Genomic DNA, 19790 nt, shown 5'->3' on the forward strand with positions numbered 1-19790 from the left:
GACGGGTGAATTGTAATAAAATGGAGTTAAATCAGAAAGGAGATAGACGTGATGAAACGAATGATTTCAGGTGCTGTTTTACCGGCTGCTCTCGGCATCCTTATCTTACTCGCAATCGTTATCTATACGGGCACTTATTCCTATAACCATTCTTCCATTTCCAAAGTGCTAAATTCAGAGGACGGCAGCTGGACATTTATCCCTTTCGCGCAAGGCGAAATAGCCTTATTGAATGATGATAAAGAGCTGGACGCCATTTATTTGAAAAAGGGACTGTTAGGCTGGAACAAGGTCATCGAGCCGGCTCCGATTCCAAAAAATACGCAAGCCTACAATCAACGATTTTCTTTCTTTCAAGCGGATGGTCAAACCTTTATATTCGGTTATTTTCCTTCTGATGATATGAAGACCGTAACTTTTAAGGATGAACCTTCTTCTTTCGGAAGCGGTTCTTTAGAAATCAGTTACAGGGTAGGGGAAGACGGGAGCTGGTGTATACCTGTAAACCGAAATATATCATCCCTAAATGGTGACGACCTGTTTGTCACTTTGGACGACGGCACCCGGATTTCTTACCCGTTTACTGAGTTGAACTAAATTATTGGGCTTCCAAATCGTGAGCACGGCTTACTGTCAAGGCGGCATGCAGCGCCACAAACACCATCGTAAAGACGCACACGAGAGCCATGGAGTCGTAGATGTCGCGATAGCCGGTACCGGTGAAGCATAGCAGCAAATAGTTCAAGCTTTGAATAGCATAGACCGCAATTGGCTCAAACCAGTAGGATTTGCTGAACGATTCCGTGCCTTTCTTGTCATATTTGGCAAGGTAAAGGGCAAAAATTTGCATAAACAGATAAACGACGAAGAACCAGCCGAAATAATTGGAGATCGGTACACCGTAATAATTTCCCCCGTCTTCCCAAATCCATTGTTGACTAATAGTTGATGTTAACGGGTCCATAACGACATCCCACATCACCATAATGAAGGCCGACATCAACGGAACCAGGAACACCTGAATGCCGCGAAGCTTCCGTCCATATTGGCCGTTTAGGATGTGACCGATCGTCCAGGCCATGTATCCCATGCCGAAATAAGCGATCATGATGACGAAAGGAACGTCAAATACACGTGGAATCGAAGCCGTGTAATGGTAATTCCCGAAGGGAAATCCGGTTCGGATACTCAGCGTTTCAAAGAAATTGCTGACTACCCAGGTGAGGACGAAGAACAGCGTCATGTTTTTCAGCCCATACCGTTTAGTACCATGGACAAAAGCCAGCACCGGAATGATGGGGAACAAAATGATCTCCATAATGCTAATGTCCGTACCGGAAGTAGGCATCATATATTTGACCACGGTAATGATCAGGAGAAGCGCGATAAATCCCCAGCGCACAGCGCTGAATGAAGATTTTTGATGAGGAATCGCCGGTTTCGCTTCAAGGGGAGCAGAGTGATTTGCCATGTTGTTGCCTCCTAGATTTTATTTCCTATAGATTGTTGTGTTTCCGTCACGACTACAATATACTGGACACAGTGTTGGGTTACAACCATCAATTGGGTTTCAAATGTTCATAATCCGACGCGGCGGAATTAAGTGTCGGATTTATATTTTTATTGGAGAAAGTGGGGGGAAGCATGAACGCTGCAGGGCCGAATCGGCGTGTGAAATTAACTAAAATGATTCTGAAAGAGACACTTATCGAATTAATCCAGAGCAAGCCGATCTCCAAGGTAACGATCAAGGAAATCTGCGACCTGGCGGACTTGAACCGAAGCACCTTCTATGCCCATTACACAGATCAATTCGATTTGATGAAGCAGGTGGAGCAGGAGCTCATTGATGAGTTGAATGCTTATGTAGAGGACAGAACCGGCGGGGAGAGCAGCAGGAGCGGGGAGCCAGCGAGCGATACGAACAGTGCTAAGTCCGAGTCCGAGGATCAAACGGTGGACGAATATGCGGTGATTGAACAAATCCTGCATTTTATGCTGCAGAACAAAGAGCTGTTTATTGCCTTGTTTAACGGACATGGAAGCCCGGATTTCGCAGTGCGGATTGCGGATATGGTCCGCTTCTACAGCATCCATAAATGGCTGGCTGACGAGGCTGTGGACCCCGAAATTGCGGAATATTTATTTAAATTTGCCGAGGCGGGCGGGACGGGCATGATGATTAAGTGGGTGAATGACGGTTATGTAACGCCTCCTGCCGAGATGGCTGCTTTGATTATCCGAATCATTCGAGGCGGAATATCCTCATTTACAGACGAAAGGTGACACCAGATTTAGTGGGTCACCTTTTTTGAATTTACGTCGTTCCTCTGCGATAGGAGCTGGGGCTGACGCCGGTCGCCTTCTTGAAGGTACGAGAGAAGTGGGGGAGATCCATGCCGAGCTGCTCCGCGGTATCCGAAATCGACAAATTGGAAAAAGAAAGCAGCCGCTTCGCCTTGTCCATCCGCTTCTGCTGGACATAGTGGATAGGCGTAACGCCCATCAGCTTCTTAAAATAAGGAATGAAATAATTGGGATGAAGATGGATAATATCGGCCAGCGTATCGATCTCGATCGTCTGATCCAAATGTTCTTCAATATACTGCAGTACGCTGCCGAGTTTGACCCGTTCTTCATGGAACAGGAAGCGGTCCAGCTCTGCTGTATATCCGGAATGCTCCATGCAGTAGGCAAGCAGATGAAGCAGCGCCGATTTGAGCCGCAGCGGAGCCAGATACCCGCCTTGACTGAACTGCTCCTCCATATTCAGAAACAGCCGCCGGGTTGCCTCCGGCTCCTCCGCATCTACAAGAATGAGTTTCCCTTCGGGGGCAAACAGCGGCCATTCGCCGATCTTGGCGTCAAAATGGCAGAAGTGACGGGTATAGGGGTTGTCCCGGGAAGTGGTGGTGGTCTGGACAGAACCAGCGGGCATAATCATCAGCTGCCCCGGCTTCGGGTAGTGGAGCTCGCCGTTCAGCAGCACGCTTCCTTCACCATCCGCAATATAATACAGCCGGCTAAACGACGGAATTTCATCGGTGCGGTTCCAACCGCCAAAATGAGATCTGGAATGAACCAGCGATACGGATACACTCAGATTCTCCATTAAACTTTCGGCTAAAGAAAGAGCTTCGGACATGTTGACAGCCTCCTGCTTCATCATCCTCTTCATTATAATCGACAAACAGGAAATTTGGCAGGAACACCTTAGTTATATACAAATCTGTCTTAGTTTGAATCATTCTCCTGATGATGAAAGCGTTATATTCTCTATCCATAAGAGGACCAAGGAGGAATTCAAAGGGATGAAGAAGGTACGATACGGGATCATCGGGATAGGAAATATGGGCAGATCGCATGCGGTTGAGCTGCTCGATCAGGTGAACGGGGCTGAGCTCGCTGCCGTGTGCGATAGCTCCCCGGACGCTTTGGCCTGGGCCAAAGACCGGCTGCCGGATAACGTTCAACAATTCGACCAGCCCGAAGTGCTGTTCAAGTCGGGACTGATCGATGCGGTGATTATCGCAACGCCTCATTATGATCATCCGCCGCTGGCGATTCAGGCGTTTGACGCCGGCCTTCACGTGCTGATCGAGAAGCCTGCGGGCGTGTACACCAAAGCCGTCAGAGAGATGAATGCCAGAGCAGCGGCTTCGGATCGGGTGTTTGGCATCATGTACAATCAGAGAACCAATCCGCTGTATCAAAAGCTGAAAGAGCTGATTGCTTCCGGCGAGCTTGGCGAGATCCGGCGGACGAACTGGATTATTACGAATTGGTATCGCTCTCAAAGCTACTATAATTCCGGAGGATGGCGAGCAACCTGGGCGGGGGAAGGGGGCGGCGTGCTGCTGAATCAGGACCCGCACCAGCTGGACCTTTGGCAGTGGACAACCGGCTTGATGCCTAAGCGGGTCCGCGCCTTTTGCCATTTCGGGAAATACCGCGATATTGAGGTTGAAGACGACGTAACGGCTTATGTGGAATATGAAAATGGTGCGACCGGCCTGTTCGTGACGACCACCGGCGAAGCGCCGGGCACCAACCGGTTCGAGGTCACCGGAGACCGGGGCAAAATCGTCATCGAAGACGATAAGCTTGTGTTCTGGCGGCTGCGGGTTCCGGAGCCGGAATTTAATGCGTCCTATAACGGCGGCTTTGGTGCGCCGGAATGCTGGAAATGTGAAGTTCCGGTGCCTGCGGGCCACGGCGAGCAGCATCTGGGCATCCTCAAAAATTTCACAAATGCGATTCTGCACGGCGAGCAGCTGATTGCGCCGGGTGAAGAAGGGATCAAAGGCCTGACCTTATCCAATGCCATGCACCTGTCCGCCTGGGAAGATGACTGGGCCGACCTCCCGCTGGATGAAGACCGTTTCCATGAGCTGCTGCAGAGCAAAATAGCCACCTCGAAATATAAGAAGAAAACGGACGAGAGCCGGACGCTGGACGTAACGGGCACCCATTGAAGCCTTATACCCAAACGCGTATCTGACTGGTACCTAATACCAAGCACTTAATGGCTGATGTCTGATATTAACCGGCGCTTTCAAGCCGTATTTCAAATTGAAGAATAGGAGTGAAGAGGATAGATGAAACCCGAGAACTTGGCTGTACAGCTGTATACGCTGCGAAATTTCACGCAAACCGAAGAAAGTTTGAAGGATACGTTTAACAAGGTGGCCTCCATCGGCTACCGCTCCGCTCAGGTTTCCGGGATCGGAGCGATTCCGCACGAAACGGTGAAGAAGCTGGCTGATGAAGCCGGGCTCTCCATCTGCGCGACTCATGTGCCATGGGATCGTCTGGCGGATGACCTGGAAGGGATTGCCGAGCAGCACCGGCTGTGGAACTGCCGTTATGTCGGGCTTGGTTCCCTGCCGGAATCCTACCGGGGATCTGCCGAAGGCTACAGAACCTTTGCGAAGCAGGCGAACGAAATTGCGCTCAAATTGAAGAACGATTACGATCTGCAATTTGTGTATCATAACCATCATTTTGAATTTGAAAAATACGGCGACAAAACTGGCCTGGAAATCCTGTTTGATGAAACCGATCCTGCGGCTTTCGGATTTGAACTGGATCTGTATTGGGTCCAAGCCGGGGGGGGCGACCCTGTAGAATGGATCCACAAGGTGGCCGGACGGATGCAGGTCGTCCATTTCAAGGATATGGCGATTGTCTCCGGCAAACAGGTTTTTGCTGAAATCGGAGAAGGCAATATGAACTATGAAGCGCTTATCCGGGCCTGTGACGAAACGGGCGTTGAATGGATGGTTGTGGAGCAGGACGAATGCCGCCGCGATCCCTTTGAAAGCGTGGGCATCAGCTTGCGGTACCTGCTCGGCAAATGCGAGGGGGTAAAAGCTTGAGCACAAACAACGGCATGATATATGCTCCGGTCCATCAAGCGAAGCCGGTTGTCGGACCTGGCGGATTTGTTATGGCGGCCATGGCGCTGGACCACGGGCATATCTATGGCATGTGCAATGGACTGATCGAAGCCGGTGCCACACTGAAATGGGTGTACGATCCGGACCCGTCCAAGGTGGGGGACTTCACCGCACGTTACCCGCAGGTCCAGGCGGCCCGTTCTCCCGAAGAGATTCTGGAGGATCCGGAGGTCCGGCTGGTGGCGGCTGCCGCTGTGCCAAACGAACGAGGCCCGCTGGGGCTGCGCGTGATGGCTGCGGGCAAGGACTATTTTACCGACAAAACGCCGTTTACCACGCTGTCCCAGCTCGAAGACGCCAGACGGGCAGCCGCGGCGACCGGGCGCAAATATATGGTTTATTTCAGCGAACGGCTTCATGTCGAGAGCGCCATCTATGCAGGCAAACTGATCAAAGAAGGCGTCATTGGCAAGGTCATTCAGGTCATCGGCCTCGGGCCGCACCGGCTGAATGCGCCGGACCGTCCGGCCTGGTTCTTTGAGAAGGAGAAATACGGCGGCATTCTCTGCGATATAGGCAGCCATCAGATCGAGCAATTTCTATATTTTGCCGGCTGCAAGGATGCCAAAGTGCTGCACAGCAAGGTAGCTAATTATGCCAATCCCGATTATCCGGAGCTTGAGGACTTTGGGGATGCCGCGCTGCTGGGCGATAACGGCGCTTCGAACTATTTCCGGGTGGACTGGTTTACGCCGGACGGACTTGGCGTTTGGGGCGACGGAAGATGTACCATTCTGGGGACGGAAGGTTATATCGAGCTGCGCAAATATGTGGATCTGGCCCGTTCCCAAGGAGGCGATCACGTCTACTGGGCCGACCGCAAAGGCGAGCATTACGCCGATGTTCACGGCAAGGTCGGTTATCCCTTCTTCGGCGAGCTGATCCTTGACTGCCTGAACCGGACGGAGACAGCCATGACCCAGGAGCATGTATTTAAGGCAGCCGAGCTTTGTCTGCAGGCTCAGGAGCTGGCGGTGAAGGTAACTCCTGCGGGAGGAGAACCGCCGCAGTGCTAGGCATTTCTAATAGAGAGAGGCGATTTACGATGAAAGAATTAGGAGCAGCCATAGTCGGCTGCGGCAGTATTTTCCCGCTGCACGCCAAAGCCTTGAGCGAGCTGGACGGGGTACGGCTTCGGGCCGTGGTCGATACTGACGCCGAGCGGGCGCGTCTGGCGGGTGAGGAGTATGAATGCGAAGCATTGAGCGATTACCAGGCGCTGCTGGGGAATCCGGATATCCAGGTCGTCCATTTATGCACGCCCCATCATCTGCATGTGCCGATGGCGCTTTCGCTCCTGAAGGCTGGCAAACATGTGCTGACTGAAAAGCCGATCTCCCATACGCTGAGCGAAGGGAAAGAACTGGCCGCAGCCGCTGCCATGAGCGGGAAACAGCTTGGGGTTTGCTTTCAGAACCGGTACAATGAAGCATCCTTACGCATCAAAGAAACGATATTGTCAGGCGAATTAGGCAAGCTGATTGGCATGAAAGCGATCGTGACCTGGTACCGGGACGAGGCGTATTACAAGCAAAGTCCATGGCGCGGCAAATGGGCTACCGAAGGCGGCGGCGTGCTGATGAATCAGTCGATTCATACGCTTGATCTGCTGCAATGGTTCGGCGGCGACATCAGCTCTGTCCGCGGAAGTGTTACAACGGATTCCCTGGACGGCGTTATCGAAGTTGAGGATACGGCGCATGCCCGCATTCGTTTCACGAACGGGGCGACAGCCTTGTTCTATGCTACTAACGGCTATGTGGACAATTCCCCAGTCGAGCTTGAGATTCTCTTTGAAGGAGGCAAGCTGATTCAGCGCAGCGATTCCTTGTATCAGGTGAAGGGAGCAGCAGAAGACGTCTTGTGCGGCGCCGCGGCCCTCACCGGACCTCCGGGCAAATCTTATTGGGGCAGCAGCCATGCCAGCCTGATTCAGGATTTCTATGCCTGCTTGCAGAAAGGCGAGGCGTTTGCGATTGACGGGCGGGAAGGACTGAAGGCCGTCAAGCTGGCCGACGATATTTATCGATCCTCTGGTGTGGAACGGTCTGTCAAGCTCCGCACTTAAACGGGCCTCATCTGCTAAAAAAATAAACTTTAAAGTAAGCCAGCCCGCCGGAAGGCGGGTTTATTTCATTAGGATAAGCGGAGAAACAAAACAGAAAGAAATCAGGAAAAGCAGGAAATAGAAGAAGATAATATTGGATTACGGTTAGTGAAATAGATACAATTTAAGCATAAGCTTTTTTGCTTAGCAAACGTATTGCATAAATTGGGAAGAGAAAGAAGGGATCGTATTGAATAACAGCGCTGTGCAGCTGGAGCTCCGAAGGCGAAGCGCCCTTAGTCTGGATGGAAGCACCTTAAAAATCATCGCCATGACCGCTATGCTGATCGATCATATTGCAGCCGTCATTCTGATTCATCCCGAGATTAACGGGAATCATCCCGCATTCGTACATACCGGACAATATATGCGAATGGCCGGCCGGCTCGCTTTTCCCATCTTCTGCTTCTTGTTGGTCGAGGGGTTCATGTATACCGGCAATAGGCAGAAATATGCCATGCGGCTTATCGCTTTTGCTTTCCTTTCGGAAATCCCGTTCGATCTCGCGTTCAGCGGGCAGATTGTGAATCTCGCAAAACAAAATGTCTTCTTCACGTTATGGATTGGACTGCTGGTGATGATGGGGTTCGAGTATCTTAGAAGCAGGGAGACAGACCCTAGGCGTTTCTCTCTGAGGGCGGTTATGGGGCTGCTGGCTTGTACATTTCTGAGTGCTTTCTATGTCCTCCCATCCGGGCTGCAAATGCTGAATGAGACTTTTCATGCGTTTGGCTCTTCGGCACAAATCACGTTGCCGCAATCTACTTTGGGAAACCTGCTGTGGGTAAACGGGCTGGTATGGATTATCATTTACTTAGCGGTAAGCTCCAGAATTCCAGTTCAAAGGCTGAACAAGGCTTTGGAGATGGCTTTTGTGACCTTTATCGGGGTTGTATTAGCAACGGTGCTCCGGACTGATTACAGCGGCTTTGGAATCATGACGATTGCAGCGATGTACGTGTTCCGCAGGCAGCGGGTAAAATCCATGCTGGCCGGCTCGTTTATCCTTACCTGTATGAGTTTGATCGAAATATGGGCTTTCTTAAACGCCGGACTCATCCGCTTCTATAACGGCAAACGAGGATTAAAGCAGAAATACGTTTTTTATTTCTTTTATCCCGTCCATCTGTTTCTTTTATATCTAATCGCCATCCTGATCAAAAAAAGCTGAATACGCGGCAGGGATTCCCGCTGCTTCGCCTGCCGGCCGGTTTACCACCTCCTCTTGGAGGTGTTTTTTTATTTAATAATCAGTAAATATATATTCATATTTGATAATTATTTATTGATAAACGATAAATATGGTGTTAGAATCAATTTCAGAAATCAAGGTGAGGTGTATAAAAATGGAACGCATATCAACTTTCTTTTTAAGAGCAGCGGTCATTCTGATGGGCCTGGTGATTCTGGCTTTGTGTATCTTTGGGCTGCCTTCGATTGCGAAAGGCTTTGACGGGTATTTTCCGGACTATTGGCTTTATCCGACTATTACGGGAATGTATTTGTCGGCTGTTCCGTTCTTTGCAGCCTTGTACCAAGCTTTAAAGCTGCTGAGTTATATTGACCGCAACACGGCGTTCTCGGATTCGTCCGTCAGGGCCTTAAAGGTCATTAAATACTGCGCTTTGGCGATCTGTATGTTGTACGCGGCGATTCTTCCTTTCTTGTATTTCATGGCCGAGCAGGATGATGCTCCCGGTCTCATCGTCATCGGGCTGGTTGTGATCTTTGCTTCTCTCGTGATCGGCGTTTTTGCCGCTGTTCTTCAGAAGCTGTTAAAGAATGCAATCGACATCAAATCCGAAAATGATTTAACGGTCTGAGGTGAGGACAATGGCGATTATTATTAATGTTGATGTGATGCTGGCCAAGCGGAAGATGAGCGTAACGGAACTGGCCGACCGGGTGGGAATCACGATGGCGAATCTCTCCATTTTAAAGAACGGGAAAGCCAAAGCGATTCGCTTCTCCACACTAGAGGCGATCTGCAAAGCGCTGGATTGCCAGCCGGGAGATATTCTGGAATACAAGCCTGATGAAGATTTGGAAGGATAAGAAGGTATCTGGGGAGATCTTGTCATGAAAAAGATGAAACCTGTAATCCAGCTGCTGCATTTTGGTTATCAGCAGGCAATGAGCTGCATTTTCCCTGCTGCCATTTTTCTGACGTTAGCGGTGTCGGGGGTTGTCCAGCTGCCATTCATCCACCGTTATGATCTGATTCTTGTGGTCCTGCTTCTGGTTCAGTACGGGATGTACCGGAGCGGCCTGGAGACGCGCGATGAGATCAAGGTAATCTGCGTGTTTCATATCATAGGATTAGCGCTGGAAATCTATAAGGTGAAGATGGGCTCGTGGTCTTACCCGGAGCCGGCTTTGAGCAAAGTGTTCGGTGTGCCGCTGTACAGCGGGTTCATGTATGCCAGTGTTGCCAGTTATATGTGCCAGGTGTGGCGCAGACTGAAGATGGATATGACCGGCTGGCCGGGGCTTCTTGCTGCGGGGCTGCTTGGCGGGGCGATCTACCTGAACTTCTTCACCCATCATTTTATCCCCGATTTCCGCTGGTGGCTGGCGCTGCTTGTGTTAATTGTCTTCTGGAGAACCTGGATCATCTACCGCGTGCGGGGGAAGGTTTACCGGATGCCGCTCACGCTGGCCTTTTTTCTGGTAGGCTTCTTCATCTGGCTGGCCGAAAATATCGCTACGTTCTTTAATGCCTGGAAATATCCGGACCAATACGAGGCCTGGCATCCCGTCAGCGTCAGCAAGATCAGCTCCTGGTTCCTGCTGGTCATCATCAGCGTCATTATTGTCGCTCAGCTAAAGCATGTAAAGGCTGGCAGAATGGCAGAAGGCACAAAGTTCGAAGTTGTGAAAGACCCGGCGGAGGAAGGTGCAGGCAATTCATGATAGCGCGTTCATGCCTGATTTTGCTACAATAGGAACGTTGGGATTTAATTGTAGAAAAATAAGGAGGCAACGTTTATGAACAAACGTCCGCTCGGCAGAACGGGCTTGCAGGTCAGTGAAGTCAGCTTTGGCACATGGGCGATCGGAGGCTCCTGGGGACAGACCAGTGAAGCCGAGTCGCTCCGCGCTTTGGATAAAGCTATGGATGAAGGCGTTAACTTCTTCGATACAGCCGATGTATACGGCGACGGCAGAAGCGAGCGGCTGCTCGCCCGCGCTACCAAAGGCAAGGAAGATCAAATTCATATCGCTACGAAATTTTGCCGCCAAGGGGATATCTTTGATCCGCAGACTTATTCGGAGCAGCGGGTCCGCCAGTGGTGCGAGGACAGCCTGAAACGGCTGGAGCGCGACACGATTGATTTGTATCAAATCCACTGTGCGCCGTTTGAGATTTTGCAGCAGGGCGCTGTGTTTGAGGTGCTGGACAAGCTGCAGCAGGAAGGCAAAATCCGCGCTTACGGCGTCAGCGTCGAAACCGTGGAAGAAGGGCTGTTCTGCCTGGAGAAATCCGGCGTGCAGGCGTTGCAGATCATCTTCAACATCTTCCGGCAGAAGCCGATCGCTGAGCTTCTTCCCCGCGCCAGCGAACGCGGCGTAGGGCTGCTGGTCCGGCTGCCGCTTGCGAGCGGACTGCTGACCGGCAAATTCACGGCAAATTCCACCTTTGAAGCGGAGGATCACCGCAACTTCAACCGTGACGGCGCAGCGTTCAATGTAGGTGAGACGTTTGCCGGGCTGCCGTTTGAGAAGGGCGTCGAGCTGGCGTCCCAGCTGGACTGGATAGCCGAAGGCCGCGGCAACATGACGCGCGCCGCTCTTCGCTGGCTGCTGGATTTCAAAGAAATTACGTGTGTGATTCCGGGCTTCAAGAACGTGAAGCAGGTTGAAGACAACCTTGGCGTATTGTCGGCCAAACCGTTTAGTGCAGAAGAACACGAGCGGCTGCGGAAGTTCTACGAAGAGCAGGTGCATCAGCATATTCGCGGCGCTTATTAAAGGAAGCCGCGAAGGCAAGGGAGCCTTGGGCTCCCTTTTTCCGATAAAATTCAGAACTGTCTGGAGGAAAAGTCAGTGAAATATAACCCGAGCCATTCCCATTGGCTTCATGAGCCGAAGAATTACGAGATTAAGGAAGATCAGATTACGATCTACACCGAGCCAGGCACGGATTTCTGGCAGCGGACCTATTACGGATTTAGAAATGATAACGCTCCGGCTTTATTGTTTAAGATGGATGAGCCGTATTTTTCTTTTGAGGTGAAAACCGAGTTTGATAGCCAGCACCGCTTTGACCAATGTGGAGTTATCATCTACCAGAACAGCGATAACTGGTCGAAAGCTTCCATTGAATATGAAAATGATGAATATCAACGGCTGGGGAGCGTAGTGACCAATCACGGGTACTCGGACTGGGCAACAACCGATATTGAAGCTTCCGTTAAACGGATGTATTATCGGCTGAGCCGCCGGGAAAGTGATTTCCTGATTGAACATTCTTATGATGGGGTGGCCTATAAGCAAATGCGGATTTTCCATCTGTTTGAAGGCGCGGGGGAAATTCAGCTGGGGATCTATGCCTGCAGCCCTGAGGAGTCCTCTTTCAAAGCGGTGTTCAGTGAGATTTGGCTGACGGAATGCAAATGGAAGGCACATGAATAATTGTCCGGCATAGACGGTTGAGGGAAGTTTGAGAGAAGAATGAGAGATCAAAGATGAGTATTTGGCTCATCTTTTTTTAATGACTAAATATAATCATTTACTTATATAAATGAAGGCGTATATAATAAATCCAGCGAATTTGGATTCTGAAAGGAGGAGGGCGATGTGAGCACGATTGGAGAGATATCCGAAACCATGAAGCTTCTCGCGGACAAAACCAGACTGACGATTATGGCCCTTCTTAAAGAACGGGAGATGTGCGTCTGTGACATTGTGGATATTTTAGAAACCAGCCAGCCCAACGTCAGTCAGCATTTGAAGAAATTAAAAACAGGAGGACTGGTGCATGAAGCCAAACGCAGCCAATGGGTCTATTATTCCTTGAATGTGGAGGACAAACCTTATCTGGAGAGCGTGGTGGACCAGCTCCCTTGCATGAAATCTCAACTCGAAGGCCGTACCGGCTTATCTTGTGATTAAATTTCCGGAGGTCTTATGTTGATTCTTGCTTCTGTTATTTTTATCCTCACTCTAGTATTTGTCATTTGGCAGCCGCGGGGGCTCAGCATAGGCTGGTCCGCAGCAGGCGGAGCCATATTGGTTCTGGCGTTCGGGGTTGTTGGGTTATCCGATGTCTGGGAGGTTACTCAAATCGTCTGGAATGCAACATTAACGTTTGTTGCTATTATTTTGATCTCCCTGGTTCTCGATGAAATCGGCTTCTTTGAATGGGCAGCTCTGCATATGGCCCGGTTTGCAGGAGGGAATGGCCGTCTGATGTTTATCTACGTGATCCTGCTGGGCGCGGCTGTGTCCGCCTTGTTCGCCAATGACGGCGCAGCTCTGATTCTGACCCCGATCGTACTTGCAATGGTCCGGGGACTTCATTTTAACGAGCGGATGATCCTGCCTTTTATTATGGCCAGCGGTTTCATCTCGGACACGGCTTCGTTGCCGCTTATTATCAGCAACCTGGTGAATATCGTATCCTCAGATTTCTTCGGGATTTCTTTCGTGGATTATGCCAGCCGGATGATTGTTCCGACCTTGTTCTCCGTCGCCGGCAGTCTGCTGATGTTGTACCTCCTGTTCCGCAAGCGTATATCGGTACGTTATGATGCCCACCAGCTTAAAAAGCCTGAAGAGGCTATTAAAGACCCTCGTTTATTCCGTTTATCCTGGGTCATCCTTGGCGTTCTGCTGGCAGCCTACATGTGCAGCCAGTTCATCCACATTCCTGTGTCCGTTATTGCCGGGATTGCTGCTATCGTATTTATTCTATTCGCCCGGACCAGTCCGGAGATTCACACCTGGAAGCTGGTGAAGGGCGCTCCCTGGGCGGTTGTCGTTTTTTCCATCGGAATGTATGTCGTCGTTTATGGTCTGAGAAATGTCGGTTTAACGGACGAGCTCGGGAAGCTGTTTGAAACGGTCAGCCGGCACGGTCTATTTGTATCCACAGTCGCTTCCGGATTTATCGCCGCTATTCTGTCGTCGATTATAAATAACCTGCCTACCGTCATGATTGACGCCCTGGCGATCAAAGCTACGGCCACAGAAGGATTCATTCGGGAATCGCTCGTTTATGCCAATGTAATTGGATCGGATTTGGGACCGAAAATGACACCAATCGGCTCGCTCGCTACTTTGCTTTGGCTTCATGTTTTGGCACAGAAAGGGGTCAAGATCAGCTGGGGAACCTATTTCAAAATCGGTGTAATCCTGACCGTGCCGACGTTGTTCATTACGTTGTGCGGCCTATACCTGTGGCTGGCACTGATCGGTTCCGCGGCCGTTCATGTGTGGATTCTCATTGCTGTAATTATCGCGGGCATCCTTGCTGCCTGGTTGGGAATACGATGGGGGAGAAGAACGTTGTTTCGCAGCAAGCTCAAACTGCCATCCTAAATTACTTAAAGGGGAATATTACCATGACCGCGACAGAGATCAATACAACCATTAACCTGAACGCCAACAACGATACGAAGAAACCTTTTGTTTATTTCCTGTGTACCGGCAATTCCTGCCGCAGCCCAATAGCGGACGGCTTTCTGGAGGCGCTTGGCGGGGACAAATTATGAAGTCAAAAGTACCGGGCTGGAGGCCCACGGATCAAATCCGCATGCTGTCCAAACGATGAAAGAGGCCGGTATCGATATTACCGGTCATACTTCCGACATGATCGATCCGGAACTTCTCAACCGCGCCGATTACGCAAGAAAGTAGGCGTTCACTGCGGCGGAGGCAGAGGCCGGGCAGGTACTGTTGCTGTCGGAACACTTATAGATTGGGGAATAAGCCGTAATCTGGAAGCTGTATCCATCACCCTAATGTTTAATGTCTGAAATTAGAGCTTGCACAGAAATCGAAAGAGGTCCGGAGACGGGCCTCTTTGTTTTTAGTTGAAATGATGCGTTTAAACTTTTACTTAAGGATGGATGGCTTCGCCGGAGGAAACAGGCTGCGGATCAGGACCTCCGGAATAGCCAGCAGCAGAATGATTGAGCCGTAAATACCAAGGGTATAGCTGGCTGAATAGCTGAAACCGAACCCGTATTGGAAGAGGGAAGCAAGCAGATGGATCGACAGGTTAGTGAAGCAAAAAGCGTAGCTCCGGATCATCCAGTCCCGGTGCCGGCCAATTTGTTTCTTCCTGATCCCGATCACCGCCATTACCGTAATAAACGGCCAGATCAGGTTTAAGGCGTTAAATCCAATGCTGCTCATCTTCCCACCAGTCGAATAGGGAGCCAGATATCCGGAGGTCAGTACCACGAGAAATACGGACATGAGATAAACATAGCCGTTTATACGATGGAATCTGCGGCTTTTCCGAAAGATACGATTGGAGAAATTGAGCAGCCCCGTTCCCATAGCTAGGCAGGCAAAGGCAACATGAACATACATCACGTTCAGCCAGGCCGGCAGGTTAAGCTCACGCTTCAGTCCTGTCTTGTGGCTTAGAAAGGCGGAGGCATTCGGATCTACCACGTAATTTTTGATTATCGCATACAAGATAAATAGAGAACAAACTGCAACTAAAACGCTGTATAAGAATCGTTGTCTCTTCAATTTTTGACTTCCCCCCGTGATTCCTGAATTTCATATTCTGTGATATACCGTCTATAGAACCCGTTCGCCTGTTAATTTGGAGGCCGGCAGCATTCCGGCTTTGGCGGTTCCGGCCATTTGGTCGCCTCTGACGTACACCTCAAATCGCAGATTTAAGCGCATCGGTTTCCGAATTTGCAGGGACCAGGTCATCCGATTCTCCACAAGCTGAGGATTGATAAACTCTACCGTCTCATTATCCTGAGTGGCCTTGCCCAGGATCTTCCCTTGGCTTGTTGCAATAGACAGCTTGACCTGGAGTTTCCCAACCGGCGTTGCAATTGACGTATCCCAATCTCCATCAAAGATTGAGCCTTGAGTAATAGGGTCTGGCTTTAGGCTAACCCTAGTCTGTTGATCCTGAGCCAAAGAAACCTTATCGTCCTGAAGCGCGTTAGCGGTGCTGAGGCTGCTGCCTGGCGCCAATCCCGATTGTCTCCACACCGTTCCTCTGCGTTCAAATTCAAACAACCGCTCAACCTCGTGGGCGATCATGGGGCCTAGCTCACGTTCCAGCAAATACAAAGCGACATCAAGCCCTGAGGTGACGCCGCCATAAGCTCTGTCCGGTGAGGATCCAGCTTGCTGCGTGCCTCTAATTGAATTCCGTCGATCCCGCTGGCAACCCTTCTTGGCCCTTCCGCCGTAACAAATTCTAAGTTTATCATGTTTTCACCCATCATGCTGGCAGCGCTGAAAACCTCGTAGGGAGCGATAGCGTCCAGAAGATCAAAGCCTTCAAATAAAACGATTTGAACAGACAACATGGTATGTCCTCCTGACATTAACTTGTTTTCAACCCGAATTATAACGAAGGGTTGTCTCAATCCAGGGTAGGAAAAGGTCACAAAAGAATAAACAAACAATCACAATAAAACGGGGATATCAGTTTCTGAACAAAAAAATGATAGACTAAGAAAAAGAGGTGGGATATTCATGTACATATCAAATACGATACTGGTGGTGGACGATGATCCGAGTATCGTTGATCTATTGAGGGACTTTTTGGAGCATGAAGGATTTGCAGTGTTGACGGCCGGGGACGCAAATGAAGCTTGGAGACTGTTTAAACAGCATTCGATCCAGGGAATCGTGCTTGACATCATGATGCCGGGACAAAGCGGGTTTGAGCTGTGCCGGCAAATCCGGGCAGAAAGTGATGTTTCCATCCTGTTCCTGAGCGCTCGCAGCGATGATGTAGACAAAATACGGGGACTTACGCTCGGCGGAGACGATTATATCGTTAAGACCGCTTCGCCAGGTGAAATTGTCGCCCGGGTAAAGGCGGTTTTGCGGAGAAGCGGTTCGAAAGCGCACAAGGATGAACAGCTGCTGGATTACGGCCGTCTCCGTCTGAACTTATCATCAAGAGAAGTATTTGTGGAAGGGGAGCAGATCCTGCTGACCCGAAGAGAATATGAGCTTCTGCAATTATTTCTGGAACATCCCAAACAGGTTTTCACTTATGAACAGCTGCTCGATCAATTTTGGGAAGGCATCGGAGACAAACATACAATCCGGGTTCATCTTAGCCGTCTTCGTGAGAAAATCGAAACGGATCCCAATCAACCGCGGCATCTTGTGAATGTATGGGGAGTAGGCTACCGTTTCGAGGGGGCATAAAATGAGAAGACTTCGTATTCGTTCGTTTACTTTGCTTTGTTTCTGCTTCATTCTTTTTTTGCCCTGGCTGTTCTTTATTACGGCTCACTTTATAGTCACCCGATCGTTTGAGTTCCCGGAGAATCCGCGCAAGGCGATCCTTCAGCACGATTTTAACAGATTGGTAGAGCAGGTGGAATCAGGGGCAGGCCGCTGGGCGGAACCCGCTTGGCAAAAGCAGCTTAAGTTTCATTTACAGCAGGCCCAAATTGACGTGGTTATTCAGTCCGCAGCAGATCAGATTGTTTACCAGTCTTCCCCGCAAGTCCCCAGCAGACTGTCATCTTCGATTGAACGGTACTCCTTGATCGAAGACGGCCGTTTGCTCGGAAGAGCCACTTTTTATTTGCCAAAATCCTATACCGTCCAAGTGATATCAGCTTTGGCGGGTCTTCTGCTTGCTTTCTTTATTATTGGGTTTGAAATGAGCAGGTTCCTCCTAAAACCTCTGGAGAAAATGAGCAGAGCAGCCAGACAAATTGCTGCAGGGGATTGGGAAGCCGAACTGCCGGTTTCCAGAATTGAGGAAATCGCCGAAGTGGGGGACGGGTTTCGGGTCATGGTAAATGGGCTGCAGCAAGCCAACCGGAAACAAGCCGAGCTGGAAGCAGAACGCCGATTTGTGATTGCGGCGGTCGCTCATGACTTGCGGACGCCGCTTTTTGCCCTTCGGGGGTATTTGGACGGTTTGGAGCAGGGGATTGCTCATTCTCCGGAGAAAATAGCCAAATATGTAGCGGTATGCAAGGAGAAATCAGCGCAATTGGATCTGCTGGTAGAGGACCTTTTCACTTATACGAAGTTAGAATATATCCCAATAGAACCCGGCAGCTTGCGGGTCGATTTCAGGAATATTCTCAGTAAATCAATAGACAGTCTGCAGCCGTTGGCCCGAAAAAAAGAGATCGCCCTCACAATTGAGGCTGGCGAAGATGGTTCCGGCTGCATCGCCATAGGGGACGCTCACTTATTGGAGCGAGCGATCAACAATTTGTTGGATAATGCGGTCAGACACACCCCCCGCCAGGGGGAGATTGCCGTTTGGTGCAAGCAAGAGGGGGATAAAATAAAATTCGCGGTGCGCGATACGGGACCGGGGTTCCCGGCGGAAGAGCTACAGCACGTCTTTGAACCTTTATATCGGGGAGAAACTTCCAGAAGCCGATCAACCGGAGGCAGCGGACTCGGATTAACGATTTCGCAGAATATTATTAGACGGCATGGAGGGGAACTCACAGCGAGCAACCATCCGGATGGCGGTGCGCTGCTATGCGGCTGGATTCCGGTAAAGATCGCATCTGAACGGCTGGAATGATTCATGATTCGCTCTATATCATCTTTCGTCCGGCATGTCCCCGAAGCTGCCGGCTCATGTAGGCCAAGGTCAACGCAACGGCCGCCAATATCCCGCCAAGCAGTTTAAATCCGCCAATGCTGAAGCTTCCGCCCATAATGATGCTTGTTAACAAGGAAGATAGAATGGTTCCCAAGTATCTGGATGTGTTAAATAATCCGGAGGCCACACCCACGATCTCTTGCGGCGAACTTTGGAATAAGGCCGCCTGCATACCGACACTGTTCAGCCCATTGCTAATGCCGAAAGCGGCCAAAGCCAAACAAACCCAGAGAACGGATGAAGTCTCATTCATCAGGAGGATTCCCAGGGAGCCCAGCGTCATGAACAGCGCAGACGTCAATAAGGCCGGCCTTGGCCCGGACTTATCCATCCATTTTCCAGCCCATGGAGAAGCAGCAAGCGAGCATACCCCCAGGCTTAACATGAGCAGGCCGGTATGAACTTCGCTGATCTGGCGTACCGTTTGCAGATAAGACGGAAACCCGAAGAAGACCGAATAATATAGAACGTTCACAAGCATGTATTGAATGTTAACCCGGGTAACTGCAGGATATTGGGCTAAAGTAAGCAAAGGAATAAAAGGAAATGCTGTTCTTGATTCATGACATACAAAAAGGATAAGAATGACGAGGCCGGACAATCCAAACAGGAAGTCGATCCCTGAAAGGTGCCGCGAGGCTATTGCCGACAACAACCCAACCAGTAAAGCCACCAGGCCTGTCGTAAACAGCAGAACCCCTGCCGCATCCAATCTGCTGAGCCATTTCCGGAGAGACAGTCCGTCTATTGCCGGCTTTGATCGATCGTCCTGCGGAATCGTTCTCCACGCGAGCAGAATCCCCGCAATTACAAAGGGGAAGTTGAACCAAAAGAGGGCCGGCCAGTTCCACCAGTCCAACAACACCCCGCCGATAAAAGGCCCTAGAGCCGCTGCTCCGGATAAAAAAATCGACAAAACGGACAGCGCCGTCGCTTGTTTCTCTGTAATATGGATACGGACTAAAGCCATTCCGACAGCCGCCAGCATGCTTGTTCCGATGGACTGCACAATGCGGAACACAATAATCCAACCAAAGCTCATTGACATTGGAGCTAATATGGAAGCCGCGAGGGATACCCAAAGGCCCATTAGAAAAATCCTCCTGCGGCCGAATAAATCACTGGCCTTTCCCATGATCGGCTGAGCGGAAGCACTAGCGATATAAAAAGAAAAAATAATCCAGGAAGCCGTTGTGAAATCGATATGGAATTCCTTTTGCAGCCCTGGAATTGCAACGGAAACCATTGATGAATTAAGTGGATTTAATAGAATTCCAAGACCTATGGAGATCATTAGCCACCAGCTGCGAGCCTTCATTTTGTGTTCCTCCTTAATCATATTAAGGATATCGTACCGGAAACAATACATTTACTCCAACGCATTTTATGATATGATTTCATTGATCCTAAGGAATGAATG

At 50.2% G+C, this 19790-nt stretch carries 23 protein-coding genes and 1 pseudogene; 18 read left to right on the forward strand and 6 right to left on the reverse strand.

The features are described 5' to 3' along the window. The first annotated feature begins 51 nt into the window (after window positions 1-51). Window positions 52-597 carry a hypothetical protein gene (locus tag AWM70_RS07430; protein WP_068695110.1) on the forward strand — a complete coding sequence of 182 codons (546 nt, stop codon included), beginning with the start codon at window positions 52-54 and terminating at the stop codon, window positions 595-597. Between the two features lies 1 nt (window position 598). On the opposite strand, the gene AWM70_RS07435 is transcribed toward AWM70_RS07430, so the two are convergent. Further along, window positions 599-1471, reverse strand: a complete 873-nt coding sequence (locus tag AWM70_RS07435; protein WP_083180164.1) for a carotenoid biosynthesis protein — start codon at window positions 1469-1471, stop codon at window positions 599-601. Window positions 1472-1644: 173 nt separating this feature from the next. Here AWM70_RS07435 and AWM70_RS07440 point away from each other — a divergent pair, with 173 nt between their 5' ends. Beyond that, a complete protein-coding gene (locus AWM70_RS07440) occupies window positions 1645-2286 on the forward strand; it encodes a TetR/AcrR family transcriptional regulator (protein ID WP_068695112.1) in 642 nt (213 codons plus the stop codon). A gap of 31 nt (window positions 2287-2317) precedes the next feature. Here the strand turns inward: AWM70_RS07440 and AWM70_RS07445 are convergent, their stop codons facing one another. Further along, the gene (locus AWM70_RS07445) at window positions 2318-3145 is read right to left on the reverse strand and encodes an AraC family transcriptional regulator (protein ID WP_068695114.1); all 828 of its coding nucleotides are present in this window, start codon (window positions 3143-3145) and stop codon (window positions 2318-2320) included. Window positions 3146-3311: 166 nt separating this feature from the next. Between AWM70_RS07445 and AWM70_RS07450 the strand changes: the two genes are divergently transcribed. The 14 genes and pseudogenes from AWM70_RS07450 to AWM70_RS24280 all read left to right on the forward strand — a co-directional run bounded on the left by AWM70_RS07450 (window position 3312) and on the right by AWM70_RS24280 (window position 14546). Then, window positions 3312-4475 (forward strand): Gfo/Idh/MocA family protein, encoded by a 1164-nt coding sequence (locus AWM70_RS07450; protein ID WP_068695116.1) that lies wholly within the window; start codon window positions 3312-3314, stop codon window positions 4473-4475. A gap of 123 nt (window positions 4476-4598) precedes the next feature. After that, window positions 4599-5378 carry a sugar phosphate isomerase/epimerase family protein gene (locus AWM70_RS07455; RefSeq protein ID WP_068695118.1) on the forward strand — a complete coding sequence of 260 codons (780 nt, stop codon included), beginning with the start codon at window positions 4599-4601 and terminating at the stop codon, window positions 5376-5378. After that, on the forward strand, window positions 5375-6475 hold the full coding sequence (locus AWM70_RS07460) for a Gfo/Idh/MocA family protein (protein WP_068695120.1): 1101 nt from the start codon (window positions 5375-5377) through the stop codon (window positions 6473-6475). The genes AWM70_RS07455 and AWM70_RS07460 overlap by 4 nt, the downstream gene beginning before the upstream one ends. A 29-nt stretch (window positions 6476-6504) precedes the next feature. Next, window positions 6505-7527 carry a Gfo/Idh/MocA family protein gene (locus tag AWM70_RS07465; RefSeq protein ID WP_068695122.1) on the forward strand — a complete coding sequence of 341 codons (1023 nt, stop codon included), beginning with the start codon at window positions 6505-6507 and terminating at the stop codon, window positions 7525-7527. A gap of 229 nt (window positions 7528-7756) precedes the next feature. After that, the gene (locus tag AWM70_RS07470) at window positions 7757-8737 is read left to right on the forward strand and encodes a TraX family protein (RefSeq protein WP_068695124.1); all 981 of its coding nucleotides are present in this window, start codon (window positions 7757-7759) and stop codon (window positions 8735-8737) included. 175 nt (window positions 8738-8912) lie between these two features. Beyond that, window positions 8913-9389, forward strand: a complete 477-nt coding sequence (locus AWM70_RS07475; RefSeq protein ID WP_068695126.1) for a DUF2975 domain-containing protein — start codon at window positions 8913-8915, stop codon at window positions 9387-9389. A gap of 10 nt (window positions 9390-9399) precedes the next feature. Next, window positions 9400-9621 (forward strand): helix-turn-helix domain-containing protein, encoded by a 222-nt coding sequence (locus AWM70_RS07480; protein WP_068695128.1) that lies wholly within the window; start codon window positions 9400-9402, stop codon window positions 9619-9621. Between the two features lie 33 nt (window positions 9622-9654). Further along, on the forward strand, window positions 9655-10479 hold the full coding sequence (locus tag AWM70_RS07485) for a DUF817 domain-containing protein (protein ID WP_068700461.1): 825 nt from the start codon (window positions 9655-9657) through the stop codon (window positions 10477-10479). 75 nt (window positions 10480-10554) lie between these two features. After that, window positions 10555-11538 (forward strand): aldo/keto reductase, encoded by a 984-nt coding sequence (locus AWM70_RS07490; RefSeq protein ID WP_068695130.1) that lies wholly within the window; start codon window positions 10555-10557, stop codon window positions 11536-11538. Window positions 11539-11613: 75 nt separating this feature from the next. After that, complete coding sequence (locus AWM70_RS07495) at window positions 11614-12201, forward strand: DUF1349 domain-containing protein (protein WP_068695132.1); 588 nt, start codon at window positions 11614-11616, stop codon at window positions 12199-12201. Between the two features lie 165 nt (window positions 12202-12366). Continuing rightward, a complete protein-coding gene (locus AWM70_RS07500; protein WP_068695134.1) occupies window positions 12367-12681 on the forward strand; it encodes an ArsR/SmtB family transcription factor in 315 nt (104 codons plus the stop codon). Window positions 12682-12696: 15 nt separating this feature from the next. Next, window positions 12697-14109, forward strand: coding sequence for an arsenic transporter (locus AWM70_RS07505; protein WP_068695136.1), 1413 nt, complete (start codon window positions 12697-12699; stop codon window positions 14107-14109). Between the two features lie 23 nt (window positions 14110-14132). Beyond that, window positions 14133-14415, forward strand: a pseudogene (locus AWM70_RS07510) (arsenate reductase/protein-tyrosine-phosphatase family protein); the annotation flags it as partial. Further along, the gene (locus tag AWM70_RS24280) at window positions 14313-14546 is read left to right on the forward strand and encodes a phosphatase domain-containing protein (protein ID WP_418303214.1); all 234 of its coding nucleotides are present in this window, start codon (window positions 14313-14315) and stop codon (window positions 14544-14546) included. The pseudogene AWM70_RS07510 and the gene AWM70_RS24280, both read left to right, overlap by 103 nt. A 79-nt stretch (window positions 14547-14625) precedes the next feature. On the opposite strand, the gene AWM70_RS07515 is transcribed toward AWM70_RS24280, so the two are convergent. From AWM70_RS07515 to AWM70_RS24180, 3 genes are read right to left on the reverse strand one after another with little or no spacing between them, the layout of a single operon-like run. Beyond that, window positions 14626-15273: a DUF2306 domain-containing protein gene (locus AWM70_RS07515; RefSeq protein WP_068695138.1), complete on the reverse strand. Its 648-nt coding sequence runs from the start codon at window positions 15271-15273 to the stop codon at window positions 14626-14628. A 51-nt stretch (window positions 15274-15324) separates the two neighbouring features. After that, window positions 15325-15837 carry a hypothetical protein gene (locus AWM70_RS07520; RefSeq protein ID WP_335582147.1) on the reverse strand — a complete coding sequence of 171 codons (513 nt, stop codon included), beginning with the start codon at window positions 15835-15837 and terminating at the stop codon, window positions 15325-15327. Beyond that, window positions 15813-16079 (reverse strand): type 1 glutamine amidotransferase family protein, encoded by a 267-nt coding sequence (locus tag AWM70_RS24180; protein WP_335582148.1) that lies wholly within the window; start codon window positions 16077-16079, stop codon window positions 15813-15815. Before AWM70_RS24180 ends, AWM70_RS07520 begins: the two co-directional genes overlap by 25 nt. A 169-nt stretch (window positions 16080-16248) precedes the next feature. On the opposite strand from AWM70_RS24180, the gene AWM70_RS07525 reads away from it, so the two are divergent. Both AWM70_RS07525 and AWM70_RS07530 read left to right on the forward strand, forming a co-directional pair. Then, complete coding sequence (locus AWM70_RS07525; protein ID WP_068695139.1) at window positions 16249-16935, forward strand: response regulator transcription factor; 687 nt, start codon at window positions 16249-16251, stop codon at window positions 16933-16935. Window position 16936: 1 nt separating this feature from the next. After that, the gene (locus tag AWM70_RS07530) at window positions 16937-18289 is read left to right on the forward strand and encodes a sensor histidine kinase (RefSeq protein ID WP_068695141.1); all 1353 of its coding nucleotides are present in this window, start codon (window positions 16937-16939) and stop codon (window positions 18287-18289) included. Window positions 18290-18302: 13 nt separating this feature from the next. Here the strand turns inward: AWM70_RS07530 and AWM70_RS07535 are convergent, their stop codons facing one another. Further along, window positions 18303-19688, reverse strand: a complete 1386-nt coding sequence (locus AWM70_RS07535) for an MFS transporter (RefSeq protein WP_068695143.1) — start codon at window positions 19686-19688, stop codon at window positions 18303-18305. Window positions 19689-19790: the final 102 nt, after the last annotated feature.

The sequence above is a fragment of the Paenibacillus yonginensis genome (assembly GCF_001685395.1).
Lineage (GTDB): Bacteria > Bacillota > Bacilli > Paenibacillales > Paenibacillaceae > Fontibacillus > Fontibacillus yonginensis.